The sequence below is a fragment of the Paenibacillus sp. MER 180 genome (genome assembly GCF_023713665.1).
GTDB lineage: Bacteria > Bacillota > Bacilli > Paenibacillales > Paenibacillaceae > Paenibacillus_B > Paenibacillus_B suaedae.
In genome coordinates, this window is sequence record NZ_JAMAVT010000005.1 from 298,821 (window position 1) to 314,113 (window position 15,293).

At 45.1% G+C, this 15,293-nt stretch carries 19 protein-coding genes; all 19 read right to left on the reverse strand.

Annotated elements, in window-relative coordinates:
- On the reverse strand, positions 1 to 582 hold the full coding sequence (locus M3661_RS10635; RefSeq protein WP_251484517.1) for a hypothetical protein: 582 nt from the start codon (positions 580 to 582) through the stop codon (positions 1 to 3).
- 61 nt (positions 583 to 643) lie between these two features.
- The gene (locus tag M3661_RS10640) at positions 644 to 940 is read right to left on the reverse strand and encodes a DUF5316 family protein (RefSeq protein ID WP_065293707.1); all 297 of its coding nucleotides are present in this window, start codon (positions 938 to 940) and stop codon (positions 644 to 646) included.
- Between the two features lie 183 nt (positions 941 to 1,123).
- Positions 1,124 to 2,818 carry a M3 family oligoendopeptidase gene (locus M3661_RS10645; RefSeq protein ID WP_251484520.1) on the reverse strand — a complete coding sequence of 565 codons (1,695 nt, stop codon included), beginning with the start codon at positions 2,816 to 2,818 and terminating at the stop codon, positions 1,124 to 1,126.
- Between the two features lie 306 nt (positions 2,819 to 3,124).
- Complete coding sequence (locus M3661_RS10650; protein ID WP_251484523.1) at positions 3,125 to 4,819, reverse strand: M3 family oligoendopeptidase; 1,695 nt, start codon at positions 4,817 to 4,819, stop codon at positions 3,125 to 3,127.
- 114 nt (positions 4,820 to 4,933) lie between these two features.
- On the reverse strand, positions 4,934 to 5,449 hold the full coding sequence (locus M3661_RS10655) for a hypothetical protein (RefSeq protein ID WP_251484526.1): 516 nt from the start codon (positions 5,447 to 5,449) through the stop codon (positions 4,934 to 4,936).
- A 13-nt stretch (positions 5,450 to 5,462) separates the two neighbouring features.
- Positions 5,463 to 5,960 carry a hypothetical protein gene (locus M3661_RS10660; RefSeq protein WP_251484530.1) on the reverse strand — a complete coding sequence of 166 codons (498 nt, stop codon included), beginning with the start codon at positions 5,958 to 5,960 and terminating at the stop codon, positions 5,463 to 5,465.
- Positions 5,961 to 6,258: 298 nt separating this feature from the next.
- Positions 6,259 to 6,801, reverse strand: coding sequence for a hypothetical protein (locus M3661_RS10665; RefSeq protein WP_251484541.1), 543 nt, complete (start codon positions 6,799 to 6,801; stop codon positions 6,259 to 6,261).
- Positions 6,802 to 7,053: 252 nt separating this feature from the next.
- The gene (locus M3661_RS10670) at positions 7,054 to 7,773 is read right to left on the reverse strand and encodes an alpha/beta fold hydrolase (RefSeq protein ID WP_251484543.1); all 720 of its coding nucleotides are present in this window, start codon (positions 7,771 to 7,773) and stop codon (positions 7,054 to 7,056) included.
- A 60-nt stretch (positions 7,774 to 7,833) separates the two neighbouring features.
- Positions 7,834 to 8,274: a GNAT family N-acetyltransferase gene (locus M3661_RS10675; RefSeq protein WP_251484546.1), complete on the reverse strand. Its 441-nt coding sequence runs from the start codon at positions 8,272 to 8,274 to the stop codon at positions 7,834 to 7,836.
- Between the two features lie 189 nt (positions 8,275 to 8,463).
- On the reverse strand, positions 8,464 to 9,210 hold the full coding sequence (map, locus tag M3661_RS10680; RefSeq protein WP_251484549.1) for a type I methionyl aminopeptidase: 747 nt from the start codon (positions 9,208 to 9,210) through the stop codon (positions 8,464 to 8,466).
- Between the two features lie 212 nt (positions 9,211 to 9,422).
- Complete coding sequence (locus M3661_RS10685) at positions 9,423 to 9,644, reverse strand: hypothetical protein (RefSeq protein ID WP_251484552.1); 222 nt, start codon at positions 9,642 to 9,644, stop codon at positions 9,423 to 9,425.
- Between the two features lie 85 nt (positions 9,645 to 9,729).
- Entirely contained in the window at positions 9,730 to 10,257 is a 528-nt protein-coding gene (locus M3661_RS10690; RefSeq protein WP_251484554.1) for a DUF4269 domain-containing protein, read from the reverse strand.
- Positions 10,258 to 10,383: 126 nt separating this feature from the next.
- Positions 10,384 to 11,100 (reverse strand): pentapeptide repeat-containing protein, encoded by a 717-nt coding sequence (locus M3661_RS10695; protein WP_021255091.1) that lies wholly within the window; start codon positions 11,098 to 11,100, stop codon positions 10,384 to 10,386.
- Positions 11,101 to 11,117: 17 nt separating this feature from the next.
- The gene (locus M3661_RS10700) at positions 11,118 to 11,444 is read right to left on the reverse strand and encodes a PadR family transcriptional regulator (protein WP_065290528.1); all 327 of its coding nucleotides are present in this window, start codon (positions 11,442 to 11,444) and stop codon (positions 11,118 to 11,120) included.
- A 233-nt stretch (positions 11,445 to 11,677) separates the two neighbouring features.
- Positions 11,678 to 13,393 carry an ABC transporter ATP-binding protein gene (locus M3661_RS10705; RefSeq protein ID WP_251484556.1) on the reverse strand — a complete coding sequence of 572 codons (1,716 nt, stop codon included), beginning with the start codon at positions 13,391 to 13,393 and terminating at the stop codon, positions 11,678 to 11,680.
- 164 nt (positions 13,394 to 13,557) lie between these two features.
- The gene (locus tag M3661_RS30235) at positions 13,558 to 13,824 is read right to left on the reverse strand and encodes an aminoglycoside adenylyltransferase domain-containing protein (protein WP_311279554.1); all 267 of its coding nucleotides are present in this window, start codon (positions 13,822 to 13,824) and stop codon (positions 13,558 to 13,560) included.
- Complete coding sequence (locus tag M3661_RS10715; protein ID WP_251484927.1) at positions 13,806 to 14,381, reverse strand: nucleotidyltransferase domain-containing protein; 576 nt, start codon at positions 14,379 to 14,381, stop codon at positions 13,806 to 13,808. The genes M3661_RS30235 and M3661_RS10715 overlap by 19 nt, the downstream gene beginning before the upstream one ends.
- A 24-nt stretch (positions 14,382 to 14,405) precedes the next feature.
- Positions 14,406 to 14,540: a hypothetical protein gene (locus tag M3661_RS30240; RefSeq protein WP_285852956.1), complete on the reverse strand. Its 135-nt coding sequence runs from the start codon at positions 14,538 to 14,540 to the stop codon at positions 14,406 to 14,408.
- 228 nt (positions 14,541 to 14,768) lie between these two features.
- Positions 14,769 to 15,191, reverse strand: coding sequence for a metallothiol transferase FosB (fosB, locus tag M3661_RS10720; RefSeq protein WP_065290531.1), 423 nt, complete (start codon positions 15,189 to 15,191; stop codon positions 14,769 to 14,771).
- Positions 15,192 to 15,293: the final 102 nt, after the last annotated feature.

The window sequence follows — 15,293 nt, forward strand, 5'->3', positions numbered from 1 at the left end:
TTATTGTTGGTTGTCAAACACACGTTCTTCCTTCGACATGCGAGACTGATTTTTCATTCTCTTCTGTTCTTCCTTACGCAGCGCATCGTTCACTTCTACCTCAATCTCGGTCAGTACCTCTTCCAGCTTCTTCGGCTTGGCTAACAGATTAAAACCTAGTGCACGCACCGTATTGATAGGCCCAGATGGGAGCGCCCACCAGCCAAATACGAAGGTATACAGACTGAATGCCATATTCAGAAGCGGTGTCAGATGATAACCCTTCACATAATAGCCTGTTTTCGTTCGATAGCTGAATATCCCGAAGGATAGACAGACCTCATATTGCACGAATTCGGATTCGTGATCAATTAGACATTGTTCATAGTTGGTTCCTTCTTGTCGAAGCTGCTCACGATTCAAGTACAACCAAATCACGAATTCATTACTCCGCTTCTGATCCTTGCGGAATACGATATACAGCAGAAGCATTACCGAGAGAACAATAGATTGAAATACGATATTGCGATAATCATGCCGAATGATGCTAGACACTAAAAAAATGGCAAAAAGCCCTGCTACAAGTAACAATACAAAGTGCATGATTGAATCTCCTGTTGACTAGTTAATCCATGATTTCTGATACCGAAAGTTCGTACCCAAGCTATTGGCTAATTGCTAATAAAATCAGAGATAGCACAATAAATGGGGTGGACATGATTAGAAACAAGGTTCCCCATCGTTCACGTTTCTGCCGCTCGTCCTTACTGCTCGTATGATGGATATATCGTGCCTGATTCGGATCGGCAAACACGCCAAATAATAAGGCGCCTATTCCAACCAGGATTGCAGCTGAGAGGCCTAGCCATTTGCCAGCTGTGGTTAGGCTAGCTACACTTATTAAAATAAGTGTTAGGAGCAGACAACTCCCACACGCGATGCCTAGCCACTTCATCTTCATGCTATCCCTCCTTCCCAATCCAGTTATCGCTCAATAACTTTCACAGCTATATTATACACGACCGCACACGATTACGAACCCTGTAATTCCCAATCCTCTTCCACTGTTACTCCATCTGCTCCGAATGCAAAGACCATAAGTACTATTTCGCTTGTGGCCTTCATTACTACTTCAATTGAAGGCTTACAAGGCAGTATCGTCAACCTTGTTCAACCAGTTCTCAATGTCCCCGATCACTGAAGCAATACAGCCATCTTCGAATGGTGAGATCAGTCCCGCTACTTGTACCAAACCTGTGAAGGATTGACTTCCACCTGCACGGCACAACTTCAAGTAATCTGCCCAAGCGGATGTAAAATCTTCATTCATACGCTTCCAGAATTGGAATGCGCACAATTGCGCCAAGGTGTAATCGATATAGTAGAATGGCGATTGATAGATATGTCCTTGCTTCTGCCAGAATCCGCCACGCTCCAAGTAATCATTGCCTTCATAGTCTCTGTGCGGCAAGTACTTCTTCTCGATGTCGCGCCAAGCAGCCTTGCGCTCTGCAGGTGTTGCTTCAGGATTGCTGTATACGAAATGCTGGAACTCATCCCCAGATACACCGTGTGGAATGAACTGCAATCCGCCCGCCAAATGAGCGAACTTATACTTCTCTGTATCTTCTTGGAAGAACAGCTCCATCCAAGGCCATGTGAAGAATTCCATGCTCATCGAATGAATTTCTCCCGCTTCATAAGTTGGCCAGTTATATTCCGGAACCTCGAAATGACGACTCTCGTACACTTGGAACGCATGGCCCGCTTCGTGCGTCAATACGTCGATATCGTCGGATGTACCATTGAAGTTGGAGAAGATAAACGGCACGCCAAACTCACTTAAGAATGTGCAATAACCGCCGCTTTGCTTACCCTTCTTGCTAACAAGATCCATCAGCTCGTTCTCACACATTAAAGTGAAGAACTCGTTCATCTCCGGAGACATTTCTTGATACATCTTCGCTCCGTTCTCAACGATCCATTCTGGATCGCCCTTCGGTGCTGCATTGCCTGTCTTGAATTTGAAGGATTCGTCATAGTAGTACATTTGATCAACGCCGATCCGCTTGCGTTGACGCTCTATCAGCTTTATTGCAGCTGGCACGATATGTTCCAGCACCTGTGCTCTGAAATTCGCGACCATGTTCGCATCATAATCCGTACGGCACATCCGGTCATAGCCAAGCTGAACAAAATTCTCGTAGCCCAGCTTCTTTGCAATTTTCGTACGTACTTTCACCAGATCATCATAAATGCGATCAAACTTCGCTTCGTTTTCCGCCATGAATCCGAACCTCGCCTCAGATGCACGCTTACGCATGTCACGATCTGTAGACAGCTCGAATGGTGTCAATTGTGCCAGTGTACGCTCTTCCCCTTCGAATGGGATTTTGGCTGAAGCGATCAATTGAGAATGTTCGGTTGACAGCTTGTTTTCCAGCTGCAAGTCTTCAATAATTTCAGGGCTAAACGTCTTGAGCATTTTCTCAGCCAACTGGAACAGCTGAATGCCCCATTTCAGTTCAAGTTCTGATCTGAACTTCGAATTCACAAGCGCCCGATAGTAGTCTGTTATGTATTCTTGGATTACTGGAACTACCTCGTCCATGTATTCCTGCTCGGCTTTGTAGAATTCATCATTCGTATCGATCGAATGGCGAATAGATACCAATTGCACCTGTGTATCGAATTCATTGCGAAGCTTGTTAATGTCAGACATGATGTCATCCTGCTGCTCGAAGCTTTCTGCAGCTTCAAAGGAACTGATCAGTCGTTTCATTTGCTGTTCAATTTGTTTCGCATCCGGTCGGACATATGCGTATTCACTAAACTTCATCTTCTTATGCATCCTCTCTATTAGATAATCCATAGATTATTTTGGTGGGGAATATTGTAGAAAATAGAAGCCGGCTGCACCCACATGAAGTTCCGAAACACTTTAGCTTTATTCTACCCGCCCTTTCATAGCCGTACATGGAAGAAGTAAAAATACTATCTACGAACCCCTCTCCCCTAATATTACCAGTACATCAATTTGCAATAAAGGGAGGACAGCTAAAATTCGACCTTATGCAAAGACCACAAGCACGACTCGTGCTTGTGGTCTAATTGTTCTTATCAGTTACGATTTAATGCTGATTGCTTACAATGCTGCATCATCGACACCATTCAACCAGTTCTCAATGTCCCCGATCACCGAAGCAATACATCCATCTTCGAATGGTGAGATCAGTCCCGCTACTTGTACCAAACCTGTGAAGGATTGACTTCCACCTGCACGGCACAGCTTCAGATAGTCTACCCAAGCGGACTTCCAATCTTCATTCATGCGCTTCCAGAATTGGAATGCACACAATTGTGCCAATGTGTAATCGATATAGTAGAATGGCGACTGATAGATATGTCCTTGCTTCTGCCAGAATCCGCCCCGCTCCAAGTAATCATTGCCTTCATAGTCTCTGTGCGGCAAGTACTTCTTCTCGATGTCGCGCCAAGCAGCCTTGCGCTCCGCAGGTGTTGCTTCCGGATTGCTGTATACAAAGTGCTGGAATTCATCCACCGTTACTCCGTATGGGATGAACAACAGCGCGCCAGCCAAATGAGCAAACTTATACTTCTCCGTGTCTTCCTGGAAGAACAGTTCCATCCATGGCCATGTGAAGAACTCCATGCTCATCGAATGAATTTCGGCAGCTTCATACGTTGGCCAGTTGTATTCTGGCACTTCGAAGTGACGGCTTTCGTACACTTGGAACGCATGGCCCGCCTCATGTGTCAAAACATCGATATCGCCGGATGTACCATTGAAGTTAGAGAAAATAAACGGTGCACCATATTCGCTCAAGAATGTACAGTACCCGCCGCTTTGCTTGCCTCTCTTACTGACAAGATCCATCAGCTCGTTCTCACGCATAAACGTAAAGAACACATTCATCTCTGGCGACAATTCTTCATACATCTTGGCTCCGTTCTGTACAATCCAATCTGGATCGCCCTTCGGCGTCGCATTCCCTGTCTTGAAGTTAAACGACTCATCATAGTAGTACATATGATCAACGCCGATCCGGTTGCCTTGACGCTCCTTCAGCTTCGTAGCTGCTGGCACGATATGTTCCAACACCTGGGCTCTGAAGTTCGCTACCATTTCCGCATTGTAATCGGTACGGCACATACGGTCGTATCCAAGCTGAACATAATTCTCGTAGCCCAGTTTCTTCGCAATCTTCGTACGCACCTTAACCAGATCATCATAAATGCGGTCGAACTTCGCCTCGTTCTCGGACATAAAGCCGAACTTCGCTTCAGAAGCACGCTTGCGCATATCGCGATCTGTGGACAACTCGAACGGTGTCAGCTGTGCCAGCGTGCGCTCTTCCCCTTCGAATAGAACTTTCGCAGAAGCAATCAATTGGGAATATTCTGTCGACAGCTTGTTCTCCAGCTGCAAGTCTTCAATGATCTCAGGGCTGAATGTCTTGAGCATTTTCTCAGCCAACTGGAACAGTTGAACGCCCCACTTCGCCTCGAGTTCCGCTCTATACTTCGAATTCACTAGCGCCCGGTAATAGTCAGTTATGTATTCTTGGATAACGGGACCTACTTCATCCATGTACTCTTGTTCTGCTTTGTAGAATTCATCATTTGTATCGATCGAATGGCGAATGGATACCAGTTGCGCTTGCGTATCAAATTCACTGCGAAGCTTGTTGATGTCTGACATGATGCGATCTTGCTGTTCGAAGCTTTCCGCAGCTTCAAAGGAACTGATCAATTGTTTAACTTGCTGCTCAATTAACTTCGCATCAGGTCGGACATATGTGTAATCACTAAATTTCATCTCATATGCACCCTCTCTATTAGATACTCCATAGATTATTATAACGGAAATGTTGTAAAAAATAACTATTTAAAAGTAAGGGAGTGTGCATATGCGCCTAATAATTTTTGATAATTACGTTACAAGCTCAACAAATTCTTCTACGTTATGCTGAATATAATGATGGATGTGTTCAAGCGTCGCTGGTGCTTGCTTCTTGTACGCTTCATAAAGGTGAGATACCTTGCCGTAGAGTTCCTCATTTTGTTCCAAATCAGCAACGATCGCTTCGCGCCAAGATCGGTCTGGCTTGCGATTGTATGACTCCACTAACGCTTCTACTTGGTCATACAAGCGCAGCATGCCTTCATCCTCAAATTGCCGCATGCCCTTCTTCAAGGCCTGCCATGCCCGTAGATCACCTACAAAATAAGAGGCAAACCAATAAAACTCATCGATAGATTCCGTATGCTTATGAAACACAAAAAACATAAACAGCGCCTTTTGACCCTCGGTCAACTTAGCATACACCTGTGACTTCTCAATAGGGTCCTTGCCCTTGATTCGCTCAATAATAGGCTCAATCATCTTCCAGCCCAGCGAGTCATGTGCAATCGAACGATATACGTCCGTTTGCATTTTAATAATCATGACAATCAACCTCCTAGTTGTACTTGCTCATTAATGGCTCCCCATCCCGATCACTCAATATGAACAATCCCCCATCCTGGATTGCAAAATCCATCTGACCTGCCGGCACTTCGATCACTTCAATCAGCTCTCCCTGTGCATCACGCAGCTGCATGGTCATGGAATACGTAAATGACATTGACTTCACCGTCTTAGGTTCAGCCTCAGTCTCAGATTGTTCTTCTAGCTGAAATGAAGTCACTTCGATATTGCATTGCTGTTTCTTGGCTGTACCTAACGCAATGGCCAGAGTTCGGTTTCGATACAGTTTGTTATATGTCTCTCGGGTCAGGAAAGGCTTAATCCTCTCGTATCTCCCGAGGAGCTGATCCACATGTCCTGTAATTTGCGTATAATCGGGTACATCGTATTGTGCTTGCTTAAATGCTTCGGCCAACTTCGTGTACTGTTGCCATTCTGTTGACGAGCAGCCGATTGTGGACAACATGACACAAAAACACAATACAGTCATCCATATGATCCTCATCCTGAAATTCATACCTCCAACTCACAAAACGAGGAATAACTACTACCTGCACGACTATGTTATGAACCAATCCATCGAAGACACCCGATAAACTAGGAAGAACAAGAATAGCTGGAGCACTGTCCATGCACATATAAAAATGGAAAAATCACATGTTGTGGGCAAAATATCATTTCTTGCGTAAAGAAAGAACGAGTTGTTTGTTGTGGAAGTCTGAGGTGTGCTTCTTCACCTTTGCTTGCCTGTAGAGCGCATCATAGGGCAACAAAGACAAGTTATTCTTCTATTGAGAACCATGTTCCGCTACTTCCTGCTTGTTACGGAGGGAATGAATGAGAAGTGCAATGAAGTAACTGAACACAATCGTGAAAATAATCCCTAATAAATACGTGAATAGATTGAAGAAAGCAGAATTCATATACGGAGTGAGCAAATAATCCAATAAGGAATTGTCCGAAACATCATCAGGTACGCCCTCTCTCATAAACACAAAGCGCTGTACCAGTCCTAATCCAATCGATATTCCAATGAGGAAAATGAGAAAACCGCTGTTGGACTTCTTATTACTCAACCGATTCATATAAACGAATCCTGATGCAGTACCAATGAGGGACAGCAACAAGAGGTAGAACGGAAGAAATAGGAGGATTGCAATCAATCCTCTGTTGCCATTGCCTGATGTTCTGCCCGTTGAATGATAATGAATGGTCATCATATCAATGAGTTCAAGTTCGAGGAGCGTGACGACGAATAGGCATACAAAAACACCAAGCATAATCTTCTTCTGCTTGGAGCCGGAGATGACCGCATTCCAAAAGTTTGACATCCGTACACCACCAGAGATTTATAATATATGCCATATTGTACCATTTATTTGTTATGCAGATCAACACCTCAATTATGCCTAATCGGTGAACTTTATTAGCCACCTTCCCAACAATTGAAGACTTATTCCCAATATAAAAAAGAGAAGGAACAATGCACTCCTTCTCCCTGTATTATCTTTAATTTTCACCTTTTTAGCTCGACCTCAGATCCGATTATAAAAGTTGTAAAAGTTCCCGAGCCCTGCCCTTGCTCACTTGTCACACTGATTCAAAAAGTCTCGAATCGTCTCATACAATCCTTGTTCTTCCGTCATTCTAATTCCATGCCCAGAGTGAGCGAAGGGCCGCACCGTCAGATCCGCGCACATCAACTTGTAACGATTCAGATCTTCTTCCGTAATCATTGAATCATCCAGCATACCATGCATAACTAGAACAGGCTGTGGAAGCATGATTTCAAGAGCAGCATATTCAGAATCACGATGAATTCCGATAATCGCTTCCTGCCGAATGTGCGGTAAGCGTTCATGCGGAATGATGTATTCATGTAAGTATTCTTCGGCCCACGCTTCGCTCATGGCCCGATGCTCAGGCGGATAATCATCAAGCAGCAGACTGCGTATATGCGGCTTTTCTGCTCTCGCATACCCCAACGCATAGGATACTCCTCTTGAGTGGCTGTACATGTGATATTGAATCAATCCAGCGGTCTGTACAACCTTCTCGATATCGGCCACATGCTCCTCCAAGCCATATCCAGTGAGCGGTGTGTCACTATGTCCTCGTCCACGGAACGACAATGCCACACATCTTCGCGGAAGCAAGAATTCCATAAGTGCTTCAAATTCCTCCGCGGTCTCGGACAATCCCGGGCAAATAAGCAATGGGGTAATAGACAGATCTGCTTCATCCAACGTATCCAGAACATGTATGCCTACGCCATCGCTGCTGTTCGTCCGATACGATTTCATCGACATCCCCCTTTAATTGCGAAGTCGTTGCAAGATCTCTTCCTTCTCTTGCGTCATTGCTTAGTTCAATAGCTTAATAAAGCCATATGCCGCATCCTTCGTAAATCCAAGCTTCTCATAAAATTGATGCGCATCCGTTCTCCACGCACTTGATAAAAGAACGACACTATGACAGTCGCTTTCTACGGCAATTTTCTCAATCGCATCTACGAGGAGTTGTCCAATGCCTTTTCGATGATAGCTTTTGCTGACGATCATATTTTCCAGCACCATGAACGAGCGACATTGACCTGTTAAGTCATAGCAGCGAATCCCCATTACGGAGCCGACAAGCTTGCCGGAATCATCTACTGCACCTATGAATGTATAGTCCGGGTTCGATTGCAGCGCAGTAAATCGTTCTCTTAGCCTTTCAATGTTCGTCTCACTGTCATCGAGCTCCGTATATAACTCCGCCAACTCATCAAGTTGAGTTCGTGCAACTGTCTGTATATGTATCATGATTGATCCCCCTTTTCGCGATAGACAGATATATCCATTCTATAATCACTCTGACAAATCCTTCAACATATAAATTAACCGGGATACAAAAAGAGAAAGCGCCCTCTAAATGGGATGATCTCCACCAGAGGGCGCTTGCACATGCTCACATACATGACGCGTGTAACAACTGCTCGCAGCTGTTTCCACTTATAAGGTTGTCAGAATGACTGGGCCATCCTTCGTAATCGCAATCGTATGCTCATATTGCGCCGACAAACCGCCGTCAGCTGTACGTGCAGTCCAACCGTCGCTGTCAAGCTTCACATGGTAGCGGCCCGTATTCAGCATCGGTTCGATCGTAATGACCATGCCTTCCTTCAAGCGAATGCCGCGATTTGGAGAACCATAGTGCGGTACTTGCGGCTCCTCATGCATATCCTTGCCTATACCATGGCCGATGAAGTCTCTTACTACCGAGAATCCATTCGCTTCTGCATAGGATTGAATCGCATGTCCGACATCTCCGAGTCGATTGCCTGGAACCGCCTGCTCGATGCCGAGATACATGCATTTCTCCGTAACGGTGAGCAATTTGTCTGCCTGCTCCGATACTTCACCGACACGGTAGCTCCACGCTGAATCAGACAGAGCGCCATTCAAATTTACGACCATATCAATGGTTACGATGTCGCCATCCTTCAATGGCTCTTTGTTCGGGAACCCGTGACAGATCACATCATTCACAGATGCGCATGTCGCAAACGGAAAGCCGTGATATCCCTTCTGTTCAGGCGTTGCACCATGCTTATGCAAATAGCGCTCCACGAACTGATCGATCTCATGTGTGGTCACGCCAGGCTTAATCATACCTGCGAGCTCTTGATGCACCTGCGCAAGCAGTCTCCCCGATTCGCGCATTGCATCGATTTCTTGCTGACTTTTCAAAATAATCATATTTCTACACCTCAATAGCTGCGTAATGACGTAATATATCTTATTGTACACCAAAACACATTGCTACCCGGTCATTTATCACAAAAAAATTCATTTTGGCATCAATTGGTGTCTTTTCGCGGTCCACTCCACTGTAACATGCTGTAAAATCGCATTTCTTAGCCTTATACAACTTGGGAGGGTTGGTAGATAATCCTCCCCATATGAGCTTCCTACTCTTCTGGCTGCAAACTCTTAATGGCCGTAAAAAATACATCCATTAATTCCATTTCGAAGTTGTGCTGCACATAATCCGTAATTTCATGAAGTTCCTGTTCGGATTTGAATTCAAGCACAGGACGTCCTTCGCATTTCAAGACGGTACAGCTATACTTCTCTTTGACCTGCTCGATGATATAATCTTGACTGACTGGTGCAACTGATTTTCCACTCATGCTGTGACTTGCCCCCCCTATTAATCTTTGCCAAATGTTACATATGTATCATTTCTAGCAATCAGCAGCATGATTGTCTATGAAGTTAATCACAATCGATTCGAAGTAATTGTTCATAGGGATCGCCATCAAGCTGAAGAAGCAGTGCGAAGGCAGGCTCGGTCTTCACACCCCGCTGTTTCAATCTGATCATTTTCTTGCGGAACGATTCGCCATATTTGCGAAGCAGACAATCTTCAATTGCCATATGCCGAAATCCATTCTGTGCTACCGTTGCGATAGGCTGACCGAAGATTTCAACAGGCCATATCCCACAGCGAAAATTTACCTTTATTCGCTCTATCCCATCAGCCGTTCGACGTACGAGATCAAATTCATCGTAATGGCCAAAATGCTCGCGTACAAGCCGCTCAAATGCAGTGAAATCATGTACCTCGCAAGCAATGTCCAAATCACTTCCAGGAATATGGATGGAGATGGGCAGCGTACCGATAAGTACTGGTGTGTACGGCTCTAGAATCTCCATAATCCGATGCTCTTGAAGCAAATGATACACGTCGACTTGATCTGCACTGCCATAGAGCAAATAGTCAGTGGTAAGCCATTTTTTCAAGAATGCCCCTCCTTCCTTCCATTACGAGACTTCGGGCTATAACAAAAACTTACCCGCTGCCTAATGGCCCGCAGGTAAGTTCACATTATGAATTCTTTATTTTTTACGTAGCACGCACCAAGCCTCTTAGCGCACCGTTACATTGGACAAATCAGCCTTATAGCTCTTCAGCAGCGCATAAGTCAGCTTATCCATCGTCGCCCCGTCGAAAATCGTCTTCTTCACATCTGTCTTAAAGGACACATTGTTGAATACCGCATTGCGGAATGTTGTCTTTCGCAATCCAGCGTAATCAAACACAACCCCATTGAATGTTAAGTTGTCAAAGCTGACGCCAGAGAAATCTGAGGACTTGAACGTGGTATTCTCGAAAATACAATCTGTGAAAATCGCTTTTCTCGCGCTTGACTTCACTATTTGCGCACCTGACAAATTTGCCCCTGTAAAGTTGACCTGATCCAAGCTGCTGCACTTGAAAGAACTGTTCGTTAAATCCGAATAGCTGAAATCCGATCCTTTCAAATTGCTGTAATTGAACTGTCCATCATGCACAGAAGTCGATTTGAAATCAGAGTTTTCCAAATTGCTTTTCGAAAAGTCCATCCCCACCTTCTGCTGCAGCTGTACCGTTTGCGAATTAATGCTCTCAATGAGTTCAGAAATCTCACCAATCGATTCAATCGTTAGAAGATAGGCTGCCTCGTCATCATAGCCCTCCTTCTTCAAATCGCTCAGCTTCTCCTGTAAATCATACAGCAGTTCTTCCTTCAGTTCCTGGATCTGCTTCAAATCTTCATATGGGGAAAAGACGCTGTCCAAGTATCGTCTTAGTCGCTCATTCATCGCATATTCCACCTTTCTTATATCAAAATATCTAATATTTTCTTCGCATATTCCCAATTCTGCTTATTGTCTGCATACGTGACGCGCCCTTTGTCCGTAATGCGGTAATACTTCCGTCTACCGCCATGCGTCTCGTCGCCCCAATAGGAAGTAATGTTTCCTTCTGATTCCAGCCGCTTCAGACTGGAATACATTGTGGCTTCCTTCAGCTCGTATTGCCCGTCTGATCCACCGTGCACCAGCTTGCATATTTCATAACCGTATTTATCTCCGCTCATCAGCAGCTTCAAAATAATTGTATCCGTATGGCCGCGCAGCAAATCGGAAGACAGCTTCGCATTCATGCAAGGATCACCTCCTCAATAACAATATAGATCAAAGTACTATGACAGTCAAGGTACTATTATGATCATTGCAAATTATCCTCACACAACCACCTGCTGGAAGTGCTCAAGTACCCTAATCGAACAAAACAAAAAGCCTGATTCGAAACGCAATCATGCGTGAATCAGGCTTCAAAATCCAATTCATTTTATCATACAAATATACAAGTATGGTCAGCACATAAAATTAGATGCTATTCTCTGAATTGCGCCTTGTGCAGTCGGCTATACACGCCGCCTACGGCAAGCAGTTCGTCATGACCACCCTGTTCTACAATTCCCTTATCGGTTACAACTACGATACGATCGGCATTCTTAATCGTTGCCAAGCGATGAGCGATTACTAGTGTTGTCCGTCCCTCCGACAATTCCGCTAGAGACTGCTGGATAGCTGCTTCCGTCTCCGTATCAAGTGCAGATGTTGCTTCGTCCAAGATAAGGATTGGCGGATTCTTCAAGAACATACGCGCAATGGCGAGGCGCTGCTTCTGACCTCCCGACAGCTTCACCCCACGCTCGCCAATTACTGTGTTCATGCCGTCCGGCTGATCACGAATGAAGTCATCCAACCGCGCGCGCCGTGCTGCTTCCCAAATATCCTTATCGGAGGCTCCAAGACGCCCATATGAGATATTCTCACGAATGGTTCCAGCGAACAAGAAGACGTCCTGCTGCACGATGCCAATCTGCTTGCGCAGCGATTGCAGCTTCAAATCGCGAATATCGACGCCATCTACCGTAATACTGCCTTCAAGCACGTCGTAGAATCTCGGCAGTAAACTGCAGAGCGTCGTCTTGCCAGAGCCCGACGGCCCTACGAAGGCAACCGTCTCGCCGGCGTTGATGGCAACGTTAATGCCGCGCAGAACAGGACGATCCTGTTCGTAACCGAACGTAACATCTTGGAACCGAATATTGCCGCGCAGCATGCCCACATCCACTGCATCCGGCTTATCCTTCACGTCAGGCTCGGTGTCGATAATCTCTACATAGCGCTTGAATCCAGCGATTCCTTTCGGATAACTCTCGATCACGGTATTAATCTTCTGGATCGGGCCGAGGAATACGTTCGTCAGCAAAATAAACGCCAAAAACTCTCCGTAAGATAATTCCTTCTGAATGACAAACCATGTACCGCACAGCAGTACAAATACGGTTACAATACGCATCAAAATATAACTGATTGACGTATTCCACGCCATGATGCGATAAGATAACAGCTTCGTCTTGCGGAAGCGGCCGTTGTTCTCTGCGAACAACTCCTTCTCATGTGTCTCGTTAGCAAAGGCTTGAACAACGCGGATGCCGCCAATGCCGTCTTCTACGCGAGCATTGAAATCAGCAAGGTCTGTCATCATTCTCCGAAATGTCCCCATCATCTTCTTATTGAAATAGATCGTGATGGAACATAGTAACGGAACAACGACGAACGTCAACACGGCCAGCTTCCAGTTCAACCCTAGCATAAGACCAAATGCGCCGAGCAGTGTCATCACCGCAATGAATAAATCTTCCGGCCCATGGTGGGCTACCTCTCCGATTTCAAGGAGGTCATTTGACATGCGGGACATCAGCTGCCCTGTCTTATTGTTATCGAAAAAACGAAATGACAGCTTCTGCAGGTGCTCGAACATTTTCTTGCGCATATCTGTCTCAATGTTAATGCCGAGCATATGCCCCCAGTACGTGACGACAAAATGCAGCACCATATTAATCAAATAGATCACGAGCAGGCCAATGCAAGCCCATACGATCCACGTCCAGTTCCCCGTTGGCAGCAGCTTGTCCACAACCTGGTTCACTGCCAGCGGGAACCCGAGCTCAAGTAATGCGACGAATACCGCACAGGTAAAGTCTAAGAAGAACAGCCCCATGTAAGGACGGTAATAGGAGAAAAACCTTCGCAGCAATCGATTCCCTCATTTCTCTATGTCAGTATAATCATAATCAACAATCTATGTCATTATATAGCATTGATAATGATTATCATAGAGAAAAATAAAAAAGACTCGAGTACACTCCTCCGTGACCCCGAATCTTCAGAAATACATCGATATTATAATTGCGTTACCAATCAAATTACACTGCTAGGCTCATTATCGAACAAATGGTTGCACTCATTCATCAAATAAGTCATATACGCCAAGGCATCCCGCTTCCTCTCCCACTTCGAAGCATAGAGAGACTCCCCGATGCCTCGTCTTTCGTTGATCGATTCTTGCAGAATCTTATGCCACCGCGCAGGAACTATGCTCAATGCATATTCCCCCGCTCCAGCCTTACTCACAATCGCTCTTTCACGGAACGTATACCACTGTCTGGTTACACCAAGTACCCCCACGCAATTTGAGCACGATTGAGCAGCAGGAAGGAATGAATAGACAAGAACGGTGTTGACCTTTGTATCCAATTCGCCCAATAGGTGTTCAAATTCTCATGCATGTCAGACAAGAACAAGTTCATATCTAAGGGAATATCCAATTCAGCCACAGGCGGCCCAACAATTGCTAGGCCGTGATGCTTCATTTCATACCAGGTCACAGGATTGAGCTCGAAATAACCTGCTCGGTTCATCTTCCCATCACAATAATAGGGAAACGACGCAATTTCATGAGGCAACTTGCTTATATCCTCCCAAGTCAAGTAGATCCCGTTCATATTAGGCTTTGGAGCAAACCGCCTTACTTTCGCATGAATAATAGCCATTTGTCTGATCTCATCTGCATTCAGTCGTTCACGAGTGATCGCAATGAAGTCAATATCGCTTAATGATAACGAATAATCCCCTAACGCAATTGAGCCATAGACATACAAACCCTCTAGCCAATCCTGCTTATATTCGTCAATTAACTTGATATATCGATTCAGAATAGTTTCAATCTCAGGTTGTATATTCACCAATGCTGTACGCTCCCTTGTATGTTACAAACTGCTCGGATACACAAACATCGCGATGATAACCAATACGATAAGCAAACTAGCAATAAATACACCAGCGGACACCACGTAGATGTTCCGTCTCCTTGTCGTAGTGCTCTCCTCGGCGAAATATGCCATAATATAACCCCAACATCAATTCAAGCACCATCTTCATAAAGCTCTTCAGCGTTCGCATGGGTAAAAAAACACTCCCTATCTAATCAGATAATGATCATTACCTCTTCTGACTAGTCTTGATGCAGCGCTTATTTCCTTTATGACATTCTCAATATAGGCGACATCCTTCTCTTTTAGCGAGCAACCGAAATAATCTCTCTAAATAGTATTAGTTGAATATGGATTCATTCATTCCAAAAAAGTCATATGCGGCATCGTGTCCTTGTAATAATCCAAGCGATCCGCCAATTGACCGGAGTGGAATTCAAATCGGTGTCCGTCTGGGTCTGTGAAATAGATCGACCGCTTATCCCGCTCATCGCGCTCTCTTCCAGGCAGTATTCGGGCACCGTATTGGACAAGCTTCGTCTTTATCTCATCAATATCATGTTCGCTTACGGTAAAAGCAATGTGGGTATAGGTAGGGTGAATCTCATCGCGTGGTACGTCTTGCTCTTCATTTAACGCAATCCATAATCCATGTAAATCGAAGTATGCCAGCTTGCGCCCCTTCACGACTAATTTCGCCTCAAGAATATGCTCATAAAATGCAATCGAGCGCTCCAAATCAGAAACAGAGAAGCATAGATGGTTCAATCCCTGCACCTTCATGTCTATTTCTCGCCACCTTTGTTAGTATTCATCGTTCATCCCGGAAATGTGTGATCATGCAAAAATGCACAGGAGGCGAATCTAGCGATTCGCCTACCCTGT